Source organism: Vibrio pectenicida, assembly GCA_024347015.1.
GTDB lineage: Bacteria > Pseudomonadota > Gammaproteobacteria > Enterobacterales > Vibrionaceae > Vibrio > Vibrio pectenicida.
Genome location: AP024890.1, coordinates 729,796 through 753,939, shown reverse-complemented (window position 1 = coordinate 753,939; position 24,144 = coordinate 729,796). Strand labels below are relative to the sequence as shown.

The window sequence follows — 24,144 nt, the reverse complement described above, 5'->3', positions numbered from 1 at the left end:
AACCATGGTGACGACATTGAGCTCAGTCCGTTAGTGTAATCTAAGCCAAGCATTTTCATTATCCCGCCAACTGGAAAAACATTAATGAACTTAAGGCACAAATAGTCCTTTTTTATGACATGAATCACATGATAAGATTAACCCGATGAAATGGTTGGCTTGGTAACGAAATTGTGTGGCTAAATCGTACGATTACTTTGCAGCCAATTTAATAACAAACTATTGATATATTCAGGCTTTAACTTGGTTAATTCTAAACTTATTTCCCTACTTCCCGATCTCGCTTCATTCATTTTGATTGTCGATGAAGGCAGTTTTACCGCCGCTGCGAAAAAACTGAATGTAACACCATCGGCGCTAAGTAAGCTCATCACACGGCTAGAATATGCACTATCGATTAAATTGTTTGAGCGTACTACACGTACTTTGATCATAACTCCAACTGGTCAACAGATATATGACCAAGCGATTGTAATGGTTAACGCTGCACAACAAGCTTGGGAGCTTTCAACCACAAACCACACCCAACCAACTGGAGCACTTACAATCGCCGCTCCTGAGGCTTTTCTTAACTCAGTTTTGCAGCCTTTTGTGATGCCTTTTCTGCATCAATACCCAGATATACAACTCAAGTTACGTGTCGCAGATGGAGAAATTGATCTACTTAAAAACGGTATTGACGTTGCTTTTAAGTTAACTGATAAACCAGACGAAAACCTAGTTTTAAAAGAAATTGGCAAAACCAATCTTGTATTATGTGCAAGCCCAGAATACATCAAAAAAAGAGGCAAACCATTGCACCCAACCGAGTTATCAAGTCACGATTGCTTATACCTTGCTGAAACTGAGATCGACGACGTTTGGGACTTTTTCAAAGATGATGAGTTCCACTCTATCGCGGTTACAGGACGCTATGCAGTCAACCACTCACAAATGCGTTTAAATGGTGTTAAACAGGCACTCGGCATTGGCATATTTCATGACTTTGTTATTGCTGAAGCAATTGAATCATTGCGGGTAGTTCCTATCCTTCCCGACTGGACTATTAAGAGCAACTATCATGGCGTAGTTGCTATGCAGTATTCGCAAACAAAGTATATGCCAGCTCGTCTACGTGTATTTATCGACTACATTAGTGATGCCTTAAGCCATAGACTCAACTCAGCCACATAAAGTAAAGTTACCACGTAACACCAAATAACCGCATAGGCCAAGTCATTTGCCCATGCTCAATAAGATCATAAATGGTAAAAAACACACCACATATAAAAGCGAGTTTGATAAGTCTGTAGACAACAATCATAGTGATAACCTTATATCTTAGAAATGGTTAGATACCGCTAAATCAAGTACCTTGTCAAGTGGTTTCAATATGACTTAAAAAATATCAGAACTTACTCAATATACATACTCACAAATTCACACTCGCTTTATTGGTTCGATTTTCTTGCCTAGCAAACACTGATTTTGGCGTTTTAGTTAGCAAAATCCCAGCTAATAAAGGCGCTAAAAGTAACATTGACTGGAGAGATAAAATTTCATCATTTACATAAGCGGATATGAAAAGAGCTACAACGGGGAAAATCAAAAAACAAATAGACGCTTGGAACGGAGTTGATACTTGCCCAAGTTTAAAATAAGCGACAATGCCACCGACACTTGCCACTAAGCCCAAATACGCTACCGCCGATACCGATTCCATACTGAATGACTGATAGTCAATATGCTCTCCTATCAAAGAAACGATAAAAAGCAATACTGAAGCAGCAAGGCATGGCACAGCATTATAAGTCAGCACCTGAATGTCTTTACAATGTTTCTGCACAATTACATACATAACTGCATGAATAACCACCGCCATTCCAAGACAGACAGTACCGATAATATAGTCTGAGCCACCTAGCTGCATTTCAGTCCCAAGAATGAATGACAAACTCAATACGGCCACAACAAGGCCAAACAACTGATGGCTTGCTAAACGTAAACCCAAAAACAAGCCTGACATCAACATGACTGCAACTGGCATATTGGCAAAGATAATTGAAGCCAAGCCTGATGAGATATACTGCTCACCATAAATCATCAATGTAAATGGAACCGCAAAATACATTAAAGCAACAATTAATATCCATTTCCCCTTCCCTCTTGGAAAAAGTAACGGTTGCCCAAATACCTTAGCTAATACAGCTAAAAGTGGTGCGGCCAGCATAAAACGCATTGCCGTAGCAAAAATGGGAGGAATAGTTTCCAATGCTACTTCCATGGCAAACCAAGTTGTTCCCCAGATTATACAAACGGAAATAAAAAGCAGAAAAGATAGAGACTTTGAATTCATGAGATCATTCACCTAGAGACGATACTACTTTGTCAGAGATAACTTTGTAGTGAACTAATTACGTGTCACAGTATACGAATTTCCCTGGAGAATTTTTTTATCTTGTTATCTATCATTTAATTAAAAACAGAAAATTAATCTAATAATTATGTGATTTTTAGAAAAGTTTACCACCCTCTCTGAGAAGGCCAGTATCAATATTTTTATTGTGGGTTTTTATTATAATTGAATGAATAACCCCGTTTAAAACATTGTACATGGAAATCTCTTATGTTAAATTTACCAATATGAAACTAAACGCATTCATATCGTCTCAAAACAATTGGTGGCGCTCTCACTAGAGCAGCCAAGACTTATTTCGTTCCTATGCTGCTGGAATAACAGCATACGGCATTAGTATCTATGAATTATCTCCAGTAGTGAATCATTCAAAGCCGGAGAATAAATTCATGAAAAAGCCAACAAATGCACCTCAAAACCAGGTTATCTTAACAGGTGACCGAGCAACAGGGCCTCTGCACCTTGGCCACTATGTTGGATTATTACAGCAAAGAGTGGCGCTTCAGAAAAGCAACGACCAAACAATACTCGTCGCAGATATGCAAGGTTTAACAGATAATGCCAGTAACCCTTCAAAAATTTCCTCTAACATTCTTAATGTTGTCGCGGACTATTTAGCCGTAGGAATCGATCCTACACTAACTACAATTTGTTTGCATTCACAGCTTCCTGCACTTGCAGAAATCACCATGTACTTTAGCAATTTGTGGAGGGTAATGTTGTCTTCACCTATCTTGAAGCGTTTCATCCCGATACAATTTACATCAATGAACTGAAAAATCGCTATCAAAGTGGAGGGCTGGGAGATAGTACAACAAAAAAAATATTGGAAGAATGTTTACAAGAGATATTACGCCCTATAAGACATGAACGTGAAAAACTGTTATCTGAACCGAGTTATCTTTTACAAGTATTGGCAAAAGGAAGTGAAGTAGCCAAGTTCAAAACTGAAAAAACATTATACAATATTAAAAGCGTATTCGGTCTGAATATATTTTAATAATTTTCTCACCAAATTATTAAAATCAAAATAATCACTAAAAAATAATTATTTCTAAGTAATCATGGGCAACACCTCAGATAATCGTTTGGGGTGTTTACATATTATGTTGAACTATAGATCAAGGTCTTATCGTTTAAAATTCAACCATTGCATTTTATAATTCATAGTTATATTTTGTTGAAAAATATAAGTAGTTTATAAGAAAGAATGAAGCTTGTGGTTTTTTTGTTAATAATATTATCCTTTCCAGTTATTGCTAATCCGCTTCCTGATGATGAGGAACTAGTTACGTCCCTAGTGAAACGTGGTGTCATATGTGAAAATCAATCCTATGACGAAAAGCTTAAATCTCTCCAAGTTTACCTCGCTAATAGATTCAACAAAACCAAAAGTAACGATAATAACACTAAGAAAACTACCAATGAATTTTTAAAAAACAAACAATGTATTTCAGCTCCTAAGGATTAAGTACTGAAATATATTTAAGAATCTCCCACCGTCATGGGAGTTGTTCACGCAACGTTATAACCACTATTTAAAGTGGTGTTTGGCAATAAAATATAATAAGGAAATAATATGGCTTGCATAAGGAAAACACTGCTACCAACAGCAGTAATGGCACTGTTAAGTGCCGGAGTTAATGCTCAAACACCTATAGATTTAGGTGTCATGAATGAAGAAAAAATTATCGAAATGCTAGAAAGAAAAGGCATTATTGATGAAAGTTCTTCTATTGAAGAACAGAAACTTGCTCTTAGTAACTACCTAAATAAAAAACTTGGTAATGGTTTTAAAGGCGATGCTCAGTTCGGTAAAAAAGCACTCGAACAAAGAGCAAAAATATTAAAATCTATTGAATCAAATAATGGTCAGCATAAAGCGCATGTATTTGCTTTTGATTTGTCTGATAAGCGCACTGATAAAGTTCTAGCTGTACTCGTTGATTTCCCTGACTTACCTTGGAACGATAATCGGCTAACATCTGATCACACAGACATGCTCTACGATAGCTATCAACCAGAACATTATCAGAGCCTTCTTTTCTCTAACACTGGCTACATTGGCCCAAGTGGGCAAAACCTTATCTCAATGCGTCAGTATTATGAGAGTGAGTCAGGCAAAAGCTACAGCGTCGCAGGACAAGCAGCCGGTTGGTATCGCGCTTCAAAAAATGCAGCATTCTACGGGGGTAATTCTCCCTCAACAGACAATGATCTTAATGCACAAGAGTTGGTGCGTGAAGCCCTCAACCAATTAGCTCAAGATCCAAATATTAATCTTGCCGATTACGACATTGAAGACCGCTATGACTACGACCAAGATGGTGACTTCCGTGAACCTGATGGAGTGATAGACCATTTGATGGTTTTTCATTCATCAGTAGGTGAAGAGGCTGGCGGTGGCGTACTTGAAGACGATGCTATATGGTCACATAGATATAACCTTGGTAAATATCATGTATTACAAGGGACCACCAGCACAGTTCCGAGTCGTTTTGGCGGTAGCTATGCTGCTTTTGATTATACTATTCAGCCGATTGATGCAGCAGCTGGTGTTTGTGCCCACGAGTACGGGCATGACTTAGGCCTTCCCGATGAATACGACACCCAATATACAGGCAAAGGTGAACCTGTCTCATACTGGTCTATTATGTCTTCGGGTAGCTGGGCTGGCAAAATTGGCGGCACTCAGCCTACTGCATTTAGTTCTTGGGCAAAGCAATTTCTACAGGAATCAATCGGAGGGAAGTGGATTGTTAATCAAACACTCTCCGTTAATGAACTTACGACCAAAGGTGAAGAGATTACTCTTCATCAGACCATCGACAATGACAAGCCAAATATGGTTCGTATTGATCTTCCTATTAAACGTACCGAAGGCCAAAAACCTTACTCCGGTAGCTATGGTTTTCATTCCGGTAAAGGTGATGCTCTCAAAAACTCGATGTCCCGTGAGATTACTCTGCCGGAGGCAACAAATATAGAATTGGCGTTTAAAGCTTGGTACCAAATCGAGAAAGACTATGACTTTGCACGAGTACTTATCAATGGAGAGCAAATAGCTGGTAGCATTACCACTCTAGATGATCCCAATACTACCGACCTAGTACCTGCAATTTCTGGTGAATCTGATGGCTGGGTTGATGCTGAGTTTGATCTTTCCCAATGGTCTGGGCAAACAGTTGCTTTAGGCTTTGATTATATTACCGATGGTGGCTTAGCTATGGAAGGCCTACACGTCGACAACATTGAAATCATAGCAGATGGTGTGGCAACATTAATCGATGATGGTGAAGCAGATTCAAGCTTTACGTTAAATGGTTACCGATTAAACAATGGCGTCAATGAAGCTCCACACTATTATCTACTACAATGGCGCAGCCATAATGACGTTGATGAAGGACTAAATAATATCAAGCGTTTTGGAAGCCTGATGTCATTTGAACCTGGTTTAATCGTCTGGTACGTTGATGACTCTATCACCGATAACTGGGTAGGAAAGCACCCTGGTGAGGGTTGGTTAGGTGTTGTTGATGCGGACCAAAACGCTATGATTTGGGAAAAATCTGGCTCTCCAGCACAAACTCGTTACCAACTACGTGATGCAAGCTTCTCACTTCAAGATCAATCACCTATGACACTTGAAAATAAAGAAGGTGATGTATTGAGAGATGTCAGCCTACTAGGTAATGCCTACTTTGCTGATAATGAAGATTATTCTAATCCACAAGCGCCAGATGCAGGAAAACTATTAGCTGAACACGGTGTCGCTATCGAAGTCATTGAACAAGCCGCTGATAACACATATGGGGTAATTAGAGTATCAAAAGTACCCGAGCCTAACCAACTTCCAGTCGCAGCATTTACCTTATCTGTCGATGGTATGACAGTCATTGCAAGTAATATGAGTTCTGATCCTGATGGCAGTATCGTCGATTATGAGTGGAACTTTGGCAATGGTGAAACAAGTAAAGAAGCCTCCCCTACTTGGACATACCTAAATGATGGCCGCTATACAGTTTCTCTAACTGTCACAGATAACCGTGGCGACCAACATACAGCTACAGACACGATTTTTGTCGAAGACGGTAATATCTTGCCAAAAGCAACGGCTAAATACATACACTTAGGTCGTTTGGTTACAATGTGGTCAACAAGCTCTGATGCTGATGGACGTATCGTTGATACTGAGTGGGTTCTTCCAAATGGTGATATCAAACGTGGACGCATGTTCACTGCCATATTCCCAAGCTACGGAGATCACCAAGTTCGCTTAACCGTAATGGATGACAATGGCGATAAAGTCACCAAACTTATAGACGTCAAACTATAATCCATTATTAATAATTAGCCAAAAGCGCAACGACGGTTGCGCTTTTTTTTGTCTGCAAAAACTTCTTTTAGCTCTCTAAATTTTTACCAAGTCAATCCAGATAATCAATATAAGCAACAATTCTCATATAAGCAACAATTCTCATATTAGAAACAAGATTCACCATAAAAACACACAAATTTAACACCTAGGTAACTAAAGATTTCTGTATAAAGTTTGATCTCAATCGAATCTTGATTGATTTTTTTCATGAATATTTTGACTGCTAAGTGCACGCCATGCGATCAAAGATGAGCAAACACTCTACAATCAGAATAATAAGTGAAGGATCATGAATAAAATTCTACTTTTAGTTGGTTGCACCTTGGCGGCACCAGCACTCGCAGATGATACGCCAACAAATCTTAAACTTGGAAATGCTGAATATGACCAAAGGATTCAAGGCCGACAAACCAGCACCTATGTCAGATGTTGGTATCGTATTTCTCAAAACCGCAATGAAACGGATGCTGATTGGGAATGGGCTAAAAACGAAGATGGCACTTACTACAAAATACAGGGGTATTGGCGTTCTTCTGTATCGGTTAAGAACATGTTCTATACCAATACTACACAGTCAGACATTGAGGAACGCTGTATTGAAACATTGGGGGTGACCTATGATGAGGCTGATCCGATGTATTACGCATCAGATAGCCAAATTTCATACAACCACAGTATTTGGACAAATGACTCCATTAACAATGAAAAAATTAATAGAATCATCACCTTTGGCGACAGCTTGTCAGACACTGGTAACTTATACAATGCATCGCAATGGGTATTTCCAAATAGAAGCTCATGGTATTTAGGGCACTTTTCAAATGGTTTTGTATGGACCGAGTACCTTGCACAACATAAACATCTGCCATTATACAACTGGGCAGTAGGCGGAGCAGCTGGAGTCAATCAATATGGGGTTTTAACTGGTGTGTACAAGCAAGTTACATCCTATCTCAAGTATGCGAATAAAGCAGAAAACTACAAACCAGAAAATAGCCTAGTCACGATGGAGTTTGGTCTCAATGATTTGATGAATTATGGCCGCTCTGTTGCAGACGTAAAAGCTGATTTGAGTAGCGCTCTGATTCGTTTAACTGAATCAGGAATAACAAATATACTTTTGTTTACCCTGCCTGATGCCACCAAAGCGCCCCAATTTAAATATTCAACGGTTGAAGAAATCAACACTGTTAGAGATAACATCATTGAGTTCAATGCTTTTATAAAAGAGCAAGCCAAACTCTATAAGGACAAAGGGCTTACCATTGTGCTTTATGATGCTCACGAAAGGTTTAACCAAATCACATCTGACCCCAGAGCATTTGGGTTCGAGAATGCGACCGACTCGTGTTTGAATATCAATAGAAACTCAGCATCGGACTACCTGAAAAATCATTCACTGACTAATGATTGTGCTTACTATGGTGCAGATAAATATGTCTTTTGGGGAGTGACTCATCCAACAACAGCCACTCACAAATTCATCGCGGATGACATCATTCAAACAAAGTTAGAGCAATTTAACTTCTAAACACGGCTCGCATAAAAAGATGGAGTTACGCTTACTTCATCTTTTTAACGCTTAGCTAAGCTTTTGTTCTTAGGTATTGAGCTATTTACTTATTATATAAAGCTTCTCTTACTGCCGCTTGAACATGTATTGCTGTTGTATCGAATACTGGAATATCTATATCAGAACTATCAAGTAGAAGTCCTATTTCAGTGCACCCTAAAATTACACCCTGGGCACCTTCTGCTGTTAGATCTTCAATGATTGTTTTAAAGTCCTGCTTTGAACGAGCACTTATCTTTCCTACACACAGCTCATCATAAATCACATCGTGGACGAGTCTACGCTGGACACCATTTGGAACTATAACTTCTATGCCAAATTTGCTCTTAAGACGTTGCTTATAAAAGTCCTGTTCCATCGTAAATGCAGTTCCGATCAAACCTACTTTAGTAATTCCTTTATCTACTATATTCTGACCGGTTGGATCGGCTATATGCAACAAAGGAGTTGACACCCCTTCTTGTATTTCATCAAATACCTTATGCATAGTGTTGGTAGCAACAATAATAAAATCAGCCCCAGCATTTTCCAGTGACTGTGCTACTTGACTCAAGATTACAGCAGCTTTGCCCCACTCTTCACTTTTCTGTAAGCACTCGATCTCGGCAAAATCGACACTATAAAGAATAATTTTGGCTGAATGCAGCCCTCCTTTTTCATCATTAACTGCCTGATTGATGAATTTGTAGTAGCTTGAAGTTGACTCCCAACTCATACCACCAATAATACCAATTGTTTTCATTACGATTCCTTTCTCTAGATATGAATGACATCATAATCAGATGTTTAGAAAAATTACAATCGATATTATGCAACAAAAATAGCCTTGCGATAGTAAGAATAAGCCTATGTTTAATATTAAGATATTTTAAACAATAAAGAGCCGTATTTACGTGACGAAAGGCTTGGTAAAATTAGATGTTTAGCCTTTTAAACCTAAAGATCAAGGGTTATCTAAGGCAAGTAATGATTTAAGTTTTTCTTCAACACCTTTCCGGTCTTGTTTATAACCCAGCCAATACTCCCCTTTGTTCTCACCTTGCCCCATAAGAAGTTGAATTCGTTGCTCAATACTAGCACTTGCTTTATCCCCGAGTTGTTCCTGCAAATCTTGACTCATGTCCAACAATGATTGTTTCACTTTACCAGTAAGGATTTTTACCGCCTCTTCGTTTTTAGAATGGATCACATTTGGAGTCGTCATGATATTGAATAGCAACCTCAACCTTAAATATTTGCTTTTTAAAAATTCAGGGCTAAACCTTTGGCTTTCTGACTTAGTAATACCATCTAAAGACACTTCTTTATCGAGGAAGAATCTTAATGGATCAATATGAACTTTATCAGCAACGCCTTCAGTATTAGTTGGGTAATACATATGAAGGGAAGCCGCTTCCATCATTTCATCAGCACTTATTAAGTGTTTGGAATCTGCGGGGACTTCATCATCTACCACAGCGCCAACGCGTTTATGAAGCGCTGAAATACATTCGGTGATTTTAGGAATGAGTTCTTCTCTGTAAAGTGCATGGCTTTCGTTATCGCAAGAAAACATTACGTCAATATCCGAACCTGGCTGCTCGTCCGTGCTCACTCGCTGATTACCAGAGGCGTAGGATCCATACAATATTGACATCCAGGTCCCCCCATAAGTACCTGCCAATATGTTGGTGAATTTTTTGATTTCCTCTTTAACATCGATGGTTTGAGTACCTGAACCTAGCTTACTTACAAAGTTATCGACTTCTTTAGATTCGAGCTTTTTTCCTATTAGCGCTGGTGGCTGCGGAAAATCAAACAGTTGACGTGCTTGTGGACGCCCTCTTTTATCATCTTGTTCTGTGGCCGGCTCAGCGACAACATGTAAACCTTGTTCATTAACAAAGGCGTCTTCTCGTACATACCAATCTTCACTGACCAATTTATCGTTAATTGTTACAACCGGGTACCAGTTGTACATTGAAGGTTTACGTGAATCAATTTGGTCAAATACCTCTTGGTTAGGACCTCTACGTGATATCACAACTTTAGATTCATCAATCGTTAGCGAATCTTGTTCGCCAATCTCTAGTTCTGTTTTCCCTTTAATCAGTGATTGATTCTCCAATTGAACGAGATGACTCCTACCTATCACTTTTACATGCAAATATTGGCCACTCGATGAATCAGTCTTCGGACTAACAAAAGATTCATCACTACTATGCTGACGTTGAGGTTGTATTTTTTTCATTGGACCAGAAGGCCTACTAGGAACAGAACTATTACTTCTGCTGAGTTTTTTTTCTACTTTTTTAACAGACAAAGTAGCATTCGACTCGTCCGTATGATCTCTTTGCTGAGAAATCTCATTTAACGTCGTAGTTGTTACAGGGTTTTTTACCATTGGTGACTCCTAAGGCAGAAAGAACCCACTCACCGAGCGGGTTACTAGGTTAAAGTCTTGCTTGATAGAAAAGATGGAATTGAGAACTAGCGAATTGGTTCGTTAATACTTAACTGGTTAAGATCGGTAATACCGCAAGTAATACTTTGAGCATAGTCATTCCAACACTCAATAATATCGGCTTTCATTACCTCACAATCCTTATCAGTCAGTTTAGGATTCATGTTGTATATAATCAGGCCATGATTAGCATTGCTTTGTTGGTTGTTTAGGAAAGATTTAATGATACTAACGTTGGGAACATCTTGACCTGCTATGACTAACTGCTGCATATAATCATAAAAACCTTCAAGTAATAAATCAGGGCTGTAACGACTGCTTAGTTCATCAGTTGGCTTAATATTGAAAATGACTTCCCAACCACATGACGACTCATTCAAGATCGAAACCTGCTCATCGGAAAATACCGACTTCAACCTTTCTGCTGAAGTCAGCAAATTACCCAAATATTTTCTGAGCCCATGAATACCAAAACGTTGAAGCGCAACCCAAGCACTCGCAATACCAGAAGAAGATCTTGAGTTTTCAAAGGTTTCTTTGAAAGCTGATAGATCGCCATACCCAAGCGGTTGCTTGCTGCATTGTTCGTCTTCTAAGGCTTTTTTACGAACAAAGAAGCTGCTCGAGTAAGGGCATAATGCATTTTTATGAAAGTCTACACCAAATGAATCAAATTTATCGAGCTCCATAAAACGACTAGTCACCGATTTAATTTTCTGGATCACTTGCTGTGAAAATCCTAACTGAAAAAGCTCGAATTCAGATGCCGAAACAAAGCTAAACCAGAGCCAGCCAATTACACTATCAAGATGTAAGTACGGGAAGTATTCTAATTCCATACGATTACAAACCTTCTGGCTAGATTCGTAGATGGTCGCTGTGTTATCGCATAAAAAATCCAAAGTCGTGCCACCACAAGCTATAATCGCAGCGACACGTTTACCTCGTCTTACCTGTTGCTCAAAAACATTTTGAAGAGTCTCGGAATCGAGACCATTTGAAGATGAAACTGGTATACGAATACAGGCATCTCGCCCAATCCCAGCCAGTTCACATACATGCTCAATAGAATAATGCGCTCCTTCTGCAGTTAAAATAACAAGATCATGAGGCACACCTTGAAATTTTGCTTCAGGAGCTATCCGATCAATGGCTGATTTTACTGCATAGAGTAGAGTTTGTTTACCTCCACTACATGAAATACCAGAGGCTTGGTCCCAACCGATCAGACGTCCCACAGAACGAGAAATTTGTTGTTCAAAGAGGAGAGATTTCCCCCCATAACTATCCATAATCGCATTGATATTATAAAGCTGCATAAGTGAAGCGGCAGCAACGGTTTCAGGGGCAGGTTGAGGTACCATGTTATACACTTCATTACTAGATTGTGGTCTAAGGCTTCCCTCTACAATCGTACTAAGTGCTGTTATTGCTTCTTCGCAAGTATGCCCATACTTGGGAATATTACATTTGCTCAATTCGTTGCGATAAAGGAAAGGCTCTACCGAAAATTTCGGCCCAGTAGCTTGTTTTGACTCTATTTTTGCAATACCGAGATTGAGTAATCGAAATAGCTCTTGGACTTGGCTTTCAAAATTAAACAACTCAATATCACCCGATACATCTTTATCACCCGATACATCTTTTGCAATTTCCAACATCGTTTTCACCTAAATTGAAGGGTAACTACATGCAATCTATAAAAGCAAACAAGAAAGCTTAGATGTCCTTAATAAAGCTCTTAATTATCCATTTTTCTTGTTAGGTAGGAGCCCTGATTATTGATTAAAAAATAACTAGAAATTCAAATGTTGCATAATATCAGCTATCTATTTAGTGAAAAAAAATGAGTATGCGTGAATAAATAAGGTGGGTGTTAAGCTCTTTTTAAATTTATTTACATATTTATTTTTATTATAAAAACAATAACATATATATCAATAGTGAGAAGTGATATGAAATGTTTCAATAGCAGGACTTTCAACTCTTATAAAAACTAAAAAGCCCTGAATTATCCACTCAGGGCCAAACTTACATAAAATAACTGTTAGCTGGTACTTTCTTCAATTGGAAGTACTTGCTTGACATAATTCCCTGGGGCTGGGCCTAATACAGAGAATTGTTCGCTGCCAACATTAAATGGTTCACGTTGCTCTTCTGGGCTAAAACTCAGTAGCCATTGATTCCAATGTGTCCACCATGACCCTTCAGCATGTTTTGCATTTGCTAACCATTCGTCTGCATTCTCATCTAAGCTTTCATTGGTCCAAAAACCATATTTTCTCTTTTCAGGGGGGTTGATAATACCTGCAATATGTCCAGATTCACCCAGAACAAAAGTCTTGTTACCACCAACATTAAGAGCGCCACGATATGTTCCCTGCCACAAAGCAATATGGTCTTCCTTCGTAGACACAAAATAGCTCGGTATTTTAATCTTATTAAGATCTATCCATACCCCACCAATCTTAACGCCTTTTTCCTTCACCAATTTGTTGTTTAGGTACAACTCACGAAGCATAAAATTGTGGCAAGAGGCACTAACATTGGTGCTATCACTATTCCAATAGAGTAAATCAAAATCAACTGGGCTTTGCCCTTTGAGATAATTATCTACATAATAGTTCCAGTAAAGGCTGTTTTCTCTTAATAAACTGAAAGTTACGCTCAATGAGCGCCCATCCATGAAACCTTTTTCGTTATTTTGTGCTTCGATTGCATTAATGATTGTATCGTTGATATAAGCACCGACTTCTCCAGGCTGAGAGAAATCTAATAGTGTGGTAAAGAAAGTAGCACTCTTAATGCGCTTCTTCATTCTCTTCGCGGCATAATAAGCAATAGTGCTAGCCAGTACAGTCCCACCAATACAATATCCAGCGGCATTAATTTGTTCTTGCCCTGTTATATCTTCAATTGCGGAAACAGCTTTTGCTACTCCCTCAGTGACATAGTCTCCAAATTCAATCTGACTTTGCTCTTTACCCGGGTTGCGCCAAGACATCATAAATACCGAGTGTCCCTGCTCTAGCAACCAACGTACTAATGAGTTCTTCTCACGTAAATCAAGGATATAGTATTTGTTAATAAATGGAGGAATAAACAGTAGAGGTGTAGCATGAACATTTTCAGTAAGCGGACGATACTGAATCAGTTCGAATAGCTCATTACAATAAACAACATCACCCGCAGTATTAGCCACATCATCGCCTAACCGGAATGAATTATTGTTTGTCATTCGGATCTTTAGAATGTCAGCACTCGATTCTATATCTTCTTTTAACTGTTCAAGCCCCGACAAAAGGTTTTCACCGTTTTGTTCCAACGTCAGCTTTAACAATTCAGGGTTAGTTGCAATAAAATTACTTGGCGACAACGCGTTAAGCGCTTGACGTGAGAAAAAACTAATGCGTTCTTTTGCTTTTTCGTCTAGGCCCTCCATGCTATCGATTGTTTTTAAATATGTCTGACTAAAAAGTAAATATGACTGCTTAATGAAGTTGTAGAAGATTTCATTCTGCCACTCTTCATTAGAAAATCTTTTGTCGCCCTTCTCTGCCTCAACAATCGTTTCACCATTTTGTGCTAATGCTACATTTTGCCAAATTTGTAGCTGTTGCTGCCACCATTCAGCTTGAATTTGTAGTATTGCCGCTGGCTGATTTGCTGCACTTTCAAAAAGTTTTGAGGTGTCTTCGAAGTTGACTTCTTGCATTGCTTTGTTGAGAGGGGAGTTAACGGCTGCCCTGCTTAGTTCTAAATCTTCCCACCACTGTTGATTGGTTTCTTGAAGCTTTACAAGGTAGTCCGAAAAGAAGTGTTGATACATATTGCTACTCCTATGTTCGGAAAAGTGCCGCCAGTTTAGCGGCACACAAGTCAGTGTTATGCTGGAGTCACTGTCTTAAGGTTTTCCGTTGTCAATTGGTCAACATCATCTTTAAACTCTTTAGCAATTGACTGTAGCTTATTACTATCGTCCATCATTTGATGAGATAATTTAGAAAGAACAGACAATTGCTGGCCATTAAAAGCTGTTAAAGAAGTAGCATCTTTAATTTCACTTGCTGCTTTCATTTGAGTTAGGCCCATCTCACTGTATGTGCGGATTGCATTTAATTGAAGCTCTGTTAATACTTCAACATTCTTAGTAACAAGCTTGTTGAACTTGATATAGGGTTCTAGGCTTTTCTCTGTTTGGTCAGTGAAAGATTTAAAAAAGTCAGTATACATATTAATACTCCTGGGTTAATTCCATTATTGTTGGCTTAAATTCGACTAACTCGAACTTAAGCGATTGACTTGACGACTACTGCCGTGCCCATACCCCCGCCTACACACAGGGAAGCAACGCCATAATTACCATTTCTTCTGTTTAGCTCATGAACTAGAGAAACCAAAATTCGATTTCCCGATGCTCCAAGCGGGTGACCAAGTGCTATCGCTCCACCATTTACGTTTGCTTTCTCCAAAATAGAGCTGCTTGGTATATTATGAATATCAGCCAGCTGGTGTATGACACCCAAAGCTTGAGCTGCAAACGCCTCATTGAGTTCATAAAGATCAACATCACCAGCTGAAATCTCAGCCTTACTCAATGCTTGAGTGACGGCTTCCACAGGACCTAGCCCCATGATCTCTGGCTCAAGGCCTGATTGAGCATAGCTAACAATTTCGGCTATAGGCTTGAATCCAAATTCTTGGACCGCGCTTTCGCTAACAACAATAATGGCACTTGCCCCATCATTGATACCCGAAGCATTACCAGCCGTAACTGAGCCTTCTTTTTCAAACGCTGGACGCAGCTTAGCTAAACCGTCAAGCGTTGCGTTGACTTTAGGATACTCGTCCGTCGAGAATCTAATGGTATCTCTTCGCTGTTTTACATCAACCGCAACAATCTCATCTTCAAACTTACCGGCTTCAATTGCAGCGGCGGCTTTCATTTGACTTGAAAGGGCATACTCATCTTGCTGAATTCGACTGACCCCTACTTCACGAGCAACATTTTCCGCTGTCATCCCCATATGGTATTGATTAAACACATCAGTCAAACCGTCACTAATTAGTAGGTCAGTCAGATTCATATGTCCCATTTTATGACCATCGCGGATGTTACTTGGGGTAGCAAAAGGGATTTGAGACATCACTTCTACACCAGCAGCCACAACAATAGAAGCATCGCCACCGCGAATATGGCTAACTGCATCCATCAATGCTTTCATTCCACTGCCGCAAACCATATTCAAAGTGTAAGCAGGAACATTAGCAGGAATACCAGCATAAATAGCCGCTTGACGACCTATCCCCATACCTTGTCCAGCACCAACCACATTGCCAACAATTACTTCATCAACAAGTTTTGGTTCTATATTCCCTGCTTCTAATGCCGCTTTAATCGCAACAGCACCCAAATCACCGGCAGAAATGTCTTTCAGAGTGCCACCAAAGGATCCAATAGGGGTTCGTTTAGCAGCTACAATATAAATTTTTTCCATTGGTCACTCACCTTAATGCATGTATAAGCCGCCATTTACAGACAAAGTTTCACCTGTAATATAAGCACCAGCATCACTGACTAAAAACGATACAGACTGAGCAACTTCTTCTGGTGTCGCCAAACGTTTCATCGGTATTTGAGCCTTGATTGCTTCCAAGACTTCTGGTTTCATCTGCTCAACCATTGGTGTACCCGTATAACCTGGAGCCACAACATTAACCGTTACGCCACTTCTTGCCCCTTCTGCTGCAAGCGCTTTCGAAAACCCGATCATCCCAGCTTTTGCCGCTGAGTAGTTAGCTTGGCCGAATTGCCCTTTTAAACCATTTACAGAAGATATATTAATGATGCGCCCATTACCTTTCTCACACATAGCGTCAAACAGGGGCTGAGTTACGTTAAATACGCTATTTAGATTAGTGTCTATCACATCTTTCCAAGCTGAAGCATTCATCTTCTTAAATGTGGAATCACGAGTAATACCTGCATTATTGACCACAACATCCAAGGTTCCTTCTTCCTGTAATAACTGAATTAACCTATCTGCACACTGCGCTGTGTCGGTCACATCAAGCTCAAATAAGCGAACTTGATCTTGGTTAAATTGCTTTTCACCAAACCAATCTAAAGCACTCTGATAATTACCTGTAGAGTAGGTTGCAATTACACGATAACCGTCCTTAACTAACTGCGAAGAAATTGCAGAACCTATACCACCTTTTGATCCTGTGACCAAAGCAAGTTTTTTCATCGATGAGACTCCATTCGTAACAGAAAATATTTTTCTGCTATATCACCGGTGCTTAAAATAAACACCAACCAACGTCATTAGTTATATATTAGTCAGGAACCTATCATTCCTGTTCTGTTATTTTAAGGTAAAGACTTAATATTACAGTTCAAACAATTTCTGAACTTAGTTGCATAATGTTGAGCAAGATCTCATATATCGTGAAATGTTACCCCAATGTTAATTGTTGCTATCTATTTGTTTTTAATAGGTTTTCACAAAGGAATACTTAACTCATTAGATGCTAAGGCTATGTTTATTATATACTTTCCATTATTTTCATATATTTCATTAGTTTTAATCTCTATTTCATGCATTTATATTTATCTATCAAATTAATTAATTCTTATTAATTTTTAATTTAATAATTAATTTGCTCTCAATTTATAATTAACTAATTTTCACAAAAGAATATTTGTTTAAGATGTGTTAATTGTAATCAATAATGATTACATTAATGTATTAGTAAATACAAAAATTTAACTTAACTTTCTTATTATATTGCTAATAAAATAGTATAAATGGGATACTAGAAACTACCTGACCACTAAATTCAAATAGTAGGTGGCTACTTGTTCACACCTAAAAATACAGGATAATGTAAAAAATTAGATGTAATTTCTAGACTTAGTGAATAGTTTTAGAGACAAAAGTCTGCAGAATGCAGACTTTTTTACTGAAAGTTGTTTAGCAGATTATGAAAGTTTGTATTAATGATCACGTAGGTAACGAGATACATAACTGAAAATAATAAAGCAGACACTCCAAGGGTCACTTTAGGAGGAATAACACGCTTCAAAGGCTGTTTGAGATATTTAGCTTTTAAATTAACCAGCGAAACTTTCTCATTTTCAGCCATCCGCTCATCCTTGATTAAGCGATAAATGGTATTTGCGATATCTGCGAGCTTTTCTTGTCCCCTTTCTTCGCGGCCATACTTACCCTGAAAGCCGAGTTGGATAAGAAGATACAGCAACTCAATCACGTAACGGTAACGTCTAGGATCAGCTTTTAGTCGCTCTAGTATGGTGAAAAACTTATCACCACCAGAGGTCTCATTATGAAATTCCGCCAATAAGCTATTTTGGCTCCAATTACTATTTGCTCCCCACTCTTGACGGCATACCGCTTCATCGATAGCGGCACATAAGCAATAGCGGATAACCAGAACAGATGCTCTATCAACTTCCATCTCATTCAATTTACGCTCGCCTTTACGAATTTCTCTCGCAATTTGCTCCCTAAATGGCTGAGGGTCTTCCAACCATGGAATAGAAGACATACAAGACAGACTGGCAATTAACCATGAAAACTGATCAACCAAAGGATTAACGCCCATAGTCTCAATATTAGGGTCTTTAACTGCAATGTTTCTAGATAAATCAGGGGCAGGCATAACCTCCATTGGTTTACCTGGGTCAGGTTGGAAAAGTACAACAGTAACATCGTTATCTATGTAGCTCATACTCGCACTGCCCATAGCTGAAGTGATAGATTGGCAAAGTCACCGGAAACATGTATAGCAATAGCTGAAGCTTTCTCAAGTGCTGCCCATTCCTCACTTGATCTCTCAAGTTCAAAATAGGTATAGCCAGCATGATAAGGTAAAGCTCGAGGTACTACTGGCATAGGCTTGATGCTAATGCCCGGTAATTGAAGATTAATCAAATCGCGTATATTGTCGATAGCTCCAACCTTAGTTTGACTTACAAACTGTGTATGAAGAATATCAAGTGTAACATCCGCTTTAACTGCCAAGATAAAGGTTGCGGATTCGACAACCTTCTTATCCGGAATCACAGCAGTACGGATGCCAAAACTCTGCTCTTGGAGTGTCAGCGGTATAGCTCGTTGCTCAGACATTACACTCAGAGTTCGCTTGGAATGATCAAGTGTTTTTGATAAACAGAGAGTCAAGTCACCGTGGTTATACTCAACAAAATCTGGTGGCCTGCGTGATGTTGAACATAAGGTAGACAACTCGCCTTCAACTTGGAGAAGAATTCGATATAAAGACTCGGGATGAACTCCTTCTACGCTCGAAAAATGCCAAAATAGCGGCTCATAACGATTCAGCGCTTGTAAAAGCATAAAGTCTGATACAGTAGAAACTCCCTGCTGGTCCACTGTACCAAGTCGCTCGACGATGGACTCAGCACGATGCTTTAGCATAGAGGCAAATTCATTAGTAAACTTTGCCAATAATTCTGATGCCTTAATATCAATACAAGTAGGTATATAACGCTCATCAAGAACAACACTACCATCCGCTTTCACTTCTGATACTTTGAGGATTGGAATACCAGTAAAAGCACTTCGATCCTCGTCCTCGTACATCAGGCAAAATTTCAATTTTCCAACTGCAATATTAGCGGTATCTTCATTATCGTAACAAGAATCAACCGCATCCTGATAACCGACGATATAACGAGCATCATCTCTATCAGAACCAAACAACTCCTCTCGCTCTGACGGTAGTGGGCAACATAAATAGATAACTTTATCTGTTATAGAAGGATCGACTTCTTTAACGTCAGGGACATCTGCAAGAAGCGGCAAATCAAAAGGCGTCTTATCTTGCAGTATACCCGCCGCACTTGTCACAGCAATCTTACCCTGTGTCAACAACTCAGTATTTATCTCTATACGATTTACCCCCCAAAATAAGGGCGAACTGCTGGAGAACAACATACTATTTCGTTTAGTTTGAGATCGATCTAACTGTTGGAAATGCTGTGGCTTCATGAACATACCATCTTGCCACACCACCGGATTATATAATGACATCTTGATATTCCTTAAAAATAAGTTTGTTCAATTCCACGCGTAGAGTCGAACAATAATTCGCTTTCCTCTAGCTTAAGTTTCAAGAAGTACTCAGATTTCTCTTCAATTAGTTCAAGCTTTCTCCATGATGAGCCATTAATGTCACGAAAAGCGGCAGAAAACCCTAGCGCTCGTGTGGCAGGATCCAATTCTAAGACTTGGTGAATTTTCTCACCCGGCTTTAGCTGGTACTCATAGCGCTTTATGTATTCATCACCGAGAGACTCTTTGTCATTATCAAACAAAGCGAAAAAATCAAGATTACGAAACAAAACAGGCGATGTTAGTTCATGAATACGCAATATAACTGGGGAAGGTTGGCCCTTTTTACGTAGGTTAAGCTGAGGAGATGCTTCAATTATCAGTTCGATAGAAGAGGTTTCCGGCGTAATACCACTCGATTCTTTAAACTGTTCCCACATCGAGCAGCCCGATAAGCATAACAGGAATATAATGACGATATATTTACGCATGTTTTTCTTTTAACAGCCTATTATAGTTTTCTTGTACGAGTTTCTTTGTGCCAATACCATGAACACCTTTCAAACTCTCCAAATAATGTAACTTATATGAGTCCCAAAGCTTTTGTTTGATCAAAAAGCCTTTATTTTCATGTTTTTGCTCAAATACTATCGGGTCATATTGACTAATACTTTGTTGAACATAACTGTTTAGTGCTTGCTCATAGAGCGATTTATGTTCGCTAATTTCATCAAGCATTTGTTCCACCAGCTCATTAGGTGAGAGCATGCTCTGCTTATTTAGGTCAAGCATCAAGCTAATAAGATCAGTGTCTGTAGCCGCAGGAGATTGTTTCAACTCTTCAATTTCAACAAGTTCATACTGTAACCTAGTCATACACAAGCGTAAGCACATACCCATTTGTTCAAAAAGACGCGGATCTTCTTCCAATAAAGAGTTATCCGTAATGCCTAATCCCTTTCTGAAAGCGTCAATGACTCCACCTTTCTCTGAAGTCGCTTTTATCTCATTTTCATTCACTTGATGTGTTTCGTGGCTAGAGGCCATTTCTTCCCATTCTTGAACTGAACGCTCGAAAGAAGGTTTTAACTGGCGACTAGACTGTTCAGCTTTAATATCTAAAGCTGACTCTTTTGGCGTCACGACCTCAATAGTGCGAGTTTCCTCGCCAGACATCCAATCCTCAGGAATTAAACTCGGAGCATCAAATTCGGAAAAAACACTTAAACTATCATCAACAAGCTGGCGTGTAGACTCGTCAACTGCCGCAACTCTTTCAGACGCATGATCTTCTGTTCTAATCAGATGGTTATCATCTTTTTTTAATGAAAAATCTAAATGTGTCATAGGATCGGACAGATCAGTTTCTTCTGATTGAGTCTCAATGAAAATTTCCTCTAATGGCCCTTCTTGTTCCAGCTCAAATTCAATCTCCTCCAAATTCAATAATGGATCTTTGTTATCCCTATCTGGAGTAATATCACAAGCAATATCTAAGGTATCCGTCTCTCTCTCAACACTGATTGATAACTCATACTGACCTAGAGTAATCGTATCTCCTTCATGAATCGGAATTGGTTGGTTCTTGAGTAACTTATTTCCATTTATAATCAAGCCATTAGTACTAACATCGCTAATATAATATGCATCACCATATATACTAACAAGGCAATGGGTACTGGATATGTAACGATTATGATCAATCAAAGGTACTGAACAACCGGGGTTACGCCCAATAGAGCCACCACTGTCTGGCAATTCTACAAATTTTGCTCCCGTATATTCTTCAGGGTGCTTAGATATGACTATGACCAAGCGCTCTAACAAAGCTATTACCCTCTAAAATAGGAGTGACATTGAAAGTTCAAGCCCACCTAAACCATCGTTGTAGATTGGCAGAATGTAAGAAACTTGTGGAACAATTTGGATATGGGCGTCCGGATTACTCCCCAATTTAATTACTGTACCTATAGTTGCTACCGCACCTGCTTCAAACTGGTCAATATCATCAAGTTGTGCACCATACTTGAATCCATCACCATCAACTGGCCAACGATTAGCATATTGGCTATATGCGGCTGAAATACCTAGGCCAATGTAAGGTGTAAAAATTGACCAGTTACCCAATGCATACTGAGGAACAACTCGTAATTCATAATTGGTAACTTCTTGATAAATGCCGTTTGCCGGTGCATCAATTGACTCACTAAGGTAGTTGAACCCTAGCCACCATCTCCAACGATTATTATCTTCATCGATTGGTCGAGTATGCACGAAGCCATAACGTATTGTATCAGCGGTACCACTGTCTCCTTGCTCGTATTCTATCGAATCAATACTCAACATACTTACAGAGCCACCGTAGCGCTCTCCCTTCGCATTGACTGCCGTCGATACTGTGCATGCTAGGGCCAATAAACCCCACAGACTTAACTTACTCATCCTTTTACCCTCAAAAGGTCTAAAGTAAAAACTTAAATAAAGAAGTGAGCAAAATAACAGGGTAAGTTACAAATTCAATAGCGAAAAAAAAATCCCACACAATTATTTCCTTTCTCCTAGTGTTACCTTCTTATTCCCTAGAAAAATAGACACTTCGACTGTCTGGAAAATTTCATACAGGCGATTTAAAGAACTCACTTTTATGTGAAATTATTTGTATACTCAATCATATTTATAGCATGGCGTTTATTTAACCAAATGGCTATTATACAACCGGACGATAATTACAATAATATCATCTAAACTTTAGTACTAACTGACATCGTTCACAGTTAATAAACTTTAATCATTTTTAATCAATATATTATCTACAAATTACCATTCTCCCACGTAAAATAACCTTTTTGATAATTAATCACCTTAATTAAGAATTTATATAAACTTGGTTGAGTCTTTATAACTAGCGTCACTTGGGTAGGATTAATGTACTTTTCAGACTTCGCTCGACGGCCAATAAACGAGCAGACTCCTTGTGGAGTCAACCCGAACAACCTCGAAGATTTTGAGGAGATAAAACGACAAATAAACAATATCAATAAAGTAACGGGGCGCGTCTCTTGGAAAAAAGTACAGCAGTTGTCCAAAGGGATACTTAGAAGTAAGAGCAAAGACTTACGTTGTGGCTGCTATTACGCAGTAGCTTCAGCACATAACGATGGTCTGAGCGGATTTGTCGATGCACTCAATGCTATTTTAGATTTATGTGTGGTTTATTGGTCATCGTCTTACCCAGAAGTAACGAAGTCTAGCGCTAGAATAGGCGCATTTGAATGGTTAGCGGAGCATGGTGAAAAAAGAGTCAAACAATTTAACATCAACCTTGAAGATAAAGCTGTCCTCGAAGCTGGGCACAGAGTCTGCTTAAGAATAGAAGAAGAACTGAGACTCTATTTTGGGCACAAAGCTCCCTCACTCGGTGGAATAAGACGTATGTTTAGTCAGTTCATTGATGAGATCAAAGATATTGAGGACAAAAAAGAACAAGAGAAAAAGAAATCTCAACAACAAACAGAAAAGGCGCAGGCAAAAAATAATAGTGCGCCTGGTATAACGGTAAAAATTAATCCCCTAGCAAATCAAACACTACCTGAGCCTGAAACTAAACCAGAAAGCAATCGTTCTGCCGTGTGGACCATCGCCGTTGTCGTAGGTGTTTTTATATTTGCTTTAAGTGCATTTTATCTAAAAAAAGAACAATTGCTAACGGAATACAAACAAAAAATTGCTTCAAATAATATCTCGGTCTTACTACAAGTAACACAAGGCCTCAGTGCTGAAAAACAAAACACTATCGAGCAGCTCAAACAGCCACTCATTAGTGCTATTGATAAGGCAGTTTTTGACTTAGATCGCTCACCAGAGAAAGTAAGTCAATTATCAAAGTTGATCGAAATTACTGATAACCTTGCGAACCTTTATTCAGACTCATCCTCCGTGCAAGTATTATCAACTGAGCTTAATCGTTTTGAAAGTCAGATGGAACAAGACTTTAAAGACATCAGTAATCGCTTTTCACGTGCACGAACAGCCATTGCAAACTTAAAACTTGGTGACAATAACAACAATACCAAACTTGCATATCAATATAGTAACTCACTATTTCCTCTCCTAGGGCGAATTGAATATGCCGAAAAGACCAATGATCCAACCGAGCTTGATCGCTCCCTAGTCTTGATAAACGTTTACTTACATAAAATCGCTCAGCTCAAGACGATACAAACCCAAACATCACTAGATAAAGTTGTGGCTGAATAA

17 protein-coding genes and 1 pseudogene are annotated in these 24,144 nt (G+C 39.0%); 5 read left to right on the top strand and 13 right to left on the bottom strand.

Going from position 1 to position 24,144, the window contains the following annotated elements:
• Window positions 1–243: 243 nt before the first annotated feature.
• Complete coding sequence (locus tag OCV27_RS18320) at window positions 244–1,173, top strand: LysR family transcriptional regulator (RefSeq protein WP_125322672.1); 930 nt, start codon at window positions 244–246, stop codon at window positions 1,171–1,173.
• Window positions 1,174–1,411: 238 nt separating this feature from the next.
• Here the strand turns inward: OCV27_RS18320 and OCV27_RS18315 are convergent, their stop codons facing one another.
• The gene (locus tag OCV27_RS18315; RefSeq protein ID WP_125322671.1) at window positions 1,412–2,335 is read right to left on the bottom strand and encodes a DMT family transporter; all 924 of its coding nucleotides are present in this window, start codon (window positions 2,333–2,335) and stop codon (window positions 1,412–1,414) included.
• Between the two features lie 449 nt (window positions 2,336–2,784).
• Between OCV27_RS18315 and OCV27_RS18310 the strand changes: the two are divergent.
• The 3 genes and pseudogenes from OCV27_RS18310 to OCV27_RS18300 all read left to right on the top strand — a co-directional run bounded on the left by OCV27_RS18310 (window position 2,785) and on the right by OCV27_RS18300 (window position 8,304).
• Window positions 2,785–3,395, top strand: a pseudogene (locus OCV27_RS18310) (hypothetical protein).
• 579 nt (window positions 3,396–3,974) lie between these two features.
• The gene (locus OCV27_RS18305; protein ID WP_125323423.1) at window positions 3,975–6,731 is read left to right on the top strand and encodes an immune inhibitor A domain-containing protein; all 2,757 of its coding nucleotides are present in this window, start codon (window positions 3,975–3,977) and stop codon (window positions 6,729–6,731) included.
• A 331-nt stretch (window positions 6,732–7,062) separates the two neighbouring features.
• Entirely contained in the window at window positions 7,063–8,304 is a 1,242-nt protein-coding gene (locus tag OCV27_RS18300) for an SGNH/GDSL hydrolase family protein (protein WP_125323314.1), read from the top strand.
• Between the two features lie 85 nt (window positions 8,305–8,389).
• Here OCV27_RS18300 and OCV27_RS18295 read toward each other — a convergent pair whose 3' ends face one another.
• The 12 genes from OCV27_RS18295 to OCV27_RS18240 form a co-directional block, all read right to left on the bottom strand.
• A complete protein-coding gene (locus OCV27_RS18295) occupies window positions 8,390–9,088 on the bottom strand; it encodes an aspartate/glutamate racemase family protein (protein ID WP_125323313.1) in 699 nt (232 codons plus the stop codon).
• A 201-nt stretch (window positions 9,089–9,289) separates the two neighbouring features.
• Entirely contained in the window at window positions 9,290–10,729 is a 1,440-nt protein-coding gene (locus tag OCV27_RS18290; protein ID WP_125323312.1) for a nucleotidyltransferase domain-containing protein, read from the bottom strand.
• 86 nt (window positions 10,730–10,815) lie between these two features.
• Window positions 10,816–12,450, bottom strand: a complete 1,635-nt coding sequence (locus OCV27_RS18285) for a pyridoxal-dependent decarboxylase (protein WP_125323311.1) — start codon at window positions 12,448–12,450, stop codon at window positions 10,816–10,818.
• Window positions 12,451–12,836: 386 nt separating this feature from the next.
• The gene (gene phaC, locus OCV27_RS18280) at window positions 12,837–14,618 is read right to left on the bottom strand and encodes a class I poly(R)-hydroxyalkanoic acid synthase (protein WP_125323374.1); all 1,782 of its coding nucleotides are present in this window, start codon (window positions 14,616–14,618) and stop codon (window positions 12,837–12,839) included.
• Between the two features lie 56 nt (window positions 14,619–14,674).
• Window positions 14,675–15,022 (bottom strand): phasin family protein, encoded by a 348-nt coding sequence (locus tag OCV27_RS18275; RefSeq protein WP_125323373.1) that lies wholly within the window; start codon window positions 15,020–15,022, stop codon window positions 14,675–14,677.
• A 56-nt stretch (window positions 15,023–15,078) separates the two neighbouring features.
• Complete coding sequence (locus OCV27_RS18270) at window positions 15,079–16,287, bottom strand: acetyl-CoA C-acetyltransferase (RefSeq protein WP_125323372.1); 1,209 nt, start codon at window positions 16,285–16,287, stop codon at window positions 15,079–15,081.
• A gap of 12 nt (window positions 16,288–16,299) precedes the next feature.
• Window positions 16,300–17,040, bottom strand: coding sequence for an SDR family oxidoreductase (locus tag OCV27_RS18265; RefSeq protein WP_125323371.1), 741 nt, complete (start codon window positions 17,038–17,040; stop codon window positions 16,300–16,302).
• A 712-nt stretch (window positions 17,041–17,752) separates the two neighbouring features.
• Complete coding sequence (gene icmH, locus OCV27_RS18260) at window positions 17,753–18,544, bottom strand: type IVB secretion system protein IcmH/DotU (protein ID WP_185759852.1); 792 nt, start codon at window positions 18,542–18,544, stop codon at window positions 17,753–17,755.
• Window positions 18,541–19,866, bottom strand: a complete 1,326-nt coding sequence (gene tssK / locus OCV27_RS18255) for a type VI secretion system baseplate subunit TssK (RefSeq protein WP_125323360.1) — start codon at window positions 19,864–19,866, stop codon at window positions 18,541–18,543. The genes icmH and tssK overlap by 4 nt, the downstream gene beginning before the upstream one ends.
• Window positions 19,867–19,877: 11 nt before the next feature.
• Window positions 19,878–20,378, bottom strand: a complete 501-nt coding sequence (gene tssJ / locus OCV27_RS18250; RefSeq protein WP_125323361.1) for a type VI secretion system lipoprotein TssJ — start codon at window positions 20,376–20,378, stop codon at window positions 19,878–19,880.
• Window positions 20,371–21,714, bottom strand: coding sequence for a type VI secretion system-associated FHA domain protein TagH (gene tagH / locus OCV27_RS18245; RefSeq protein ID WP_125323362.1), 1,344 nt, complete (start codon window positions 21,712–21,714; stop codon window positions 20,371–20,373). Before tagH ends, tssJ begins: the two co-directional genes overlap by 8 nt.
• Before the next feature lie 12 nt (window positions 21,715–21,726).
• Window positions 21,727–22,329 carry a hypothetical protein gene (locus OCV27_RS18240; protein ID WP_125323363.1) on the bottom strand — a complete coding sequence of 201 codons (603 nt, stop codon included), beginning with the start codon at window positions 22,327–22,329 and terminating at the stop codon, window positions 21,727–21,729.
• A 483-nt stretch (window positions 22,330–22,812) separates the two neighbouring features.
• Between OCV27_RS18240 and OCV27_RS18235 the strand changes: the two genes are divergently transcribed.
• Window positions 22,813–24,144: a type VI secretion system ImpA family N-terminal domain-containing protein gene (locus OCV27_RS18235; protein WP_125322797.1), complete on the top strand. Its 1,332-nt coding sequence runs from the start codon at window positions 22,813–22,815 to the stop codon at window positions 24,142–24,144.

Excerpts from the sequence above, each read along its gene's own strand:
- icmH (WP_185759852.1), bottom strand. The coding sequence starts at position 18,544 with ATGAGCTACATAGATAACGATGTTACTGTTGTACTTTTCCAACCTGAC.
- OCV27_RS18240 (WP_125323363.1), bottom strand. The coding sequence starts at position 22,329 with ATGAGTAAGTTAAGTCTGTGGGGTTTATTGGCCCTAGCATGCACAGTA.
- OCV27_RS18290 (WP_125323312.1), bottom strand. The coding sequence starts at position 10,729 with ATGGTAAAAAACCCTGTAACAACTACGACGTTAAATGAGATTTCTCAG.
- OCV27_RS18305 (WP_125323423.1), top strand. The coding sequence starts at position 3,975 with ATGGCTTGCATAAGGAAAACACTGCTACCAACAGCAGTAATGGCACTG.
- OCV27_RS18315 (WP_125322671.1), bottom strand. The coding sequence starts at position 2,335 with ATGAATTCAAAGTCTCTATCTTTTCTGCTTTTTATTTCCGTTTGTATA.
- OCV27_RS18295 (WP_125323313.1), bottom strand. The coding sequence starts at position 9,088 with ATGAAAACAATTGGTATTATTGGTGGTATGAGTTGGGAGTCAACTTCA.
- phaC (WP_125323374.1), bottom strand. The coding sequence starts at position 14,618 with ATGTATCAACACTTCTTTTCGGACTACCTTGTAAAGCTTCAAGAAACC.
- tssK (WP_125323360.1), bottom strand. The coding sequence starts at position 19,866 with ATGTCATTATATAATCCGGTGGTGTGGCAAGATGGTATGTTCATGAAG.
- OCV27_RS18270 (WP_125323372.1), bottom strand. The coding sequence starts at position 16,287 with ATGGAAAAAATTTATATTGTAGCTGCTAAACGAACCCCTATTGGATCC.
- OCV27_RS18275 (WP_125323373.1), bottom strand. The coding sequence starts at position 15,022 with ATGTATACTGACTTTTTTAAATCTTTCACTGACCAAACAGAGAAAAGC.
- OCV27_RS18300 (WP_125323314.1), top strand. The coding sequence starts at position 7,063 with ATGAATAAAATTCTACTTTTAGTTGGTTGCACCTTGGCGGCACCAGCA.
- tssJ (WP_125323361.1), bottom strand. The coding sequence starts at position 20,378 with ATGCGTAAATATATCGTCATTATATTCCTGTTATGCTTATCGGGCTGC.
- OCV27_RS18235 (WP_125322797.1), top strand. The coding sequence starts at position 22,813 with ATGTACTTTTCAGACTTCGCTCGACGGCCAATAAACGAGCAGACTCCT.
- OCV27_RS18265 (WP_125323371.1), bottom strand. The coding sequence starts at position 17,040 with ATGAAAAAACTTGCTTTGGTCACAGGATCAAAAGGTGGTATAGGTTCT.
- OCV27_RS18285 (WP_125323311.1), bottom strand. The coding sequence starts at position 12,450 with ATGTTGGAAATTGCAAAAGATGTATCGGGTGATAAAGATGTATCGGGT.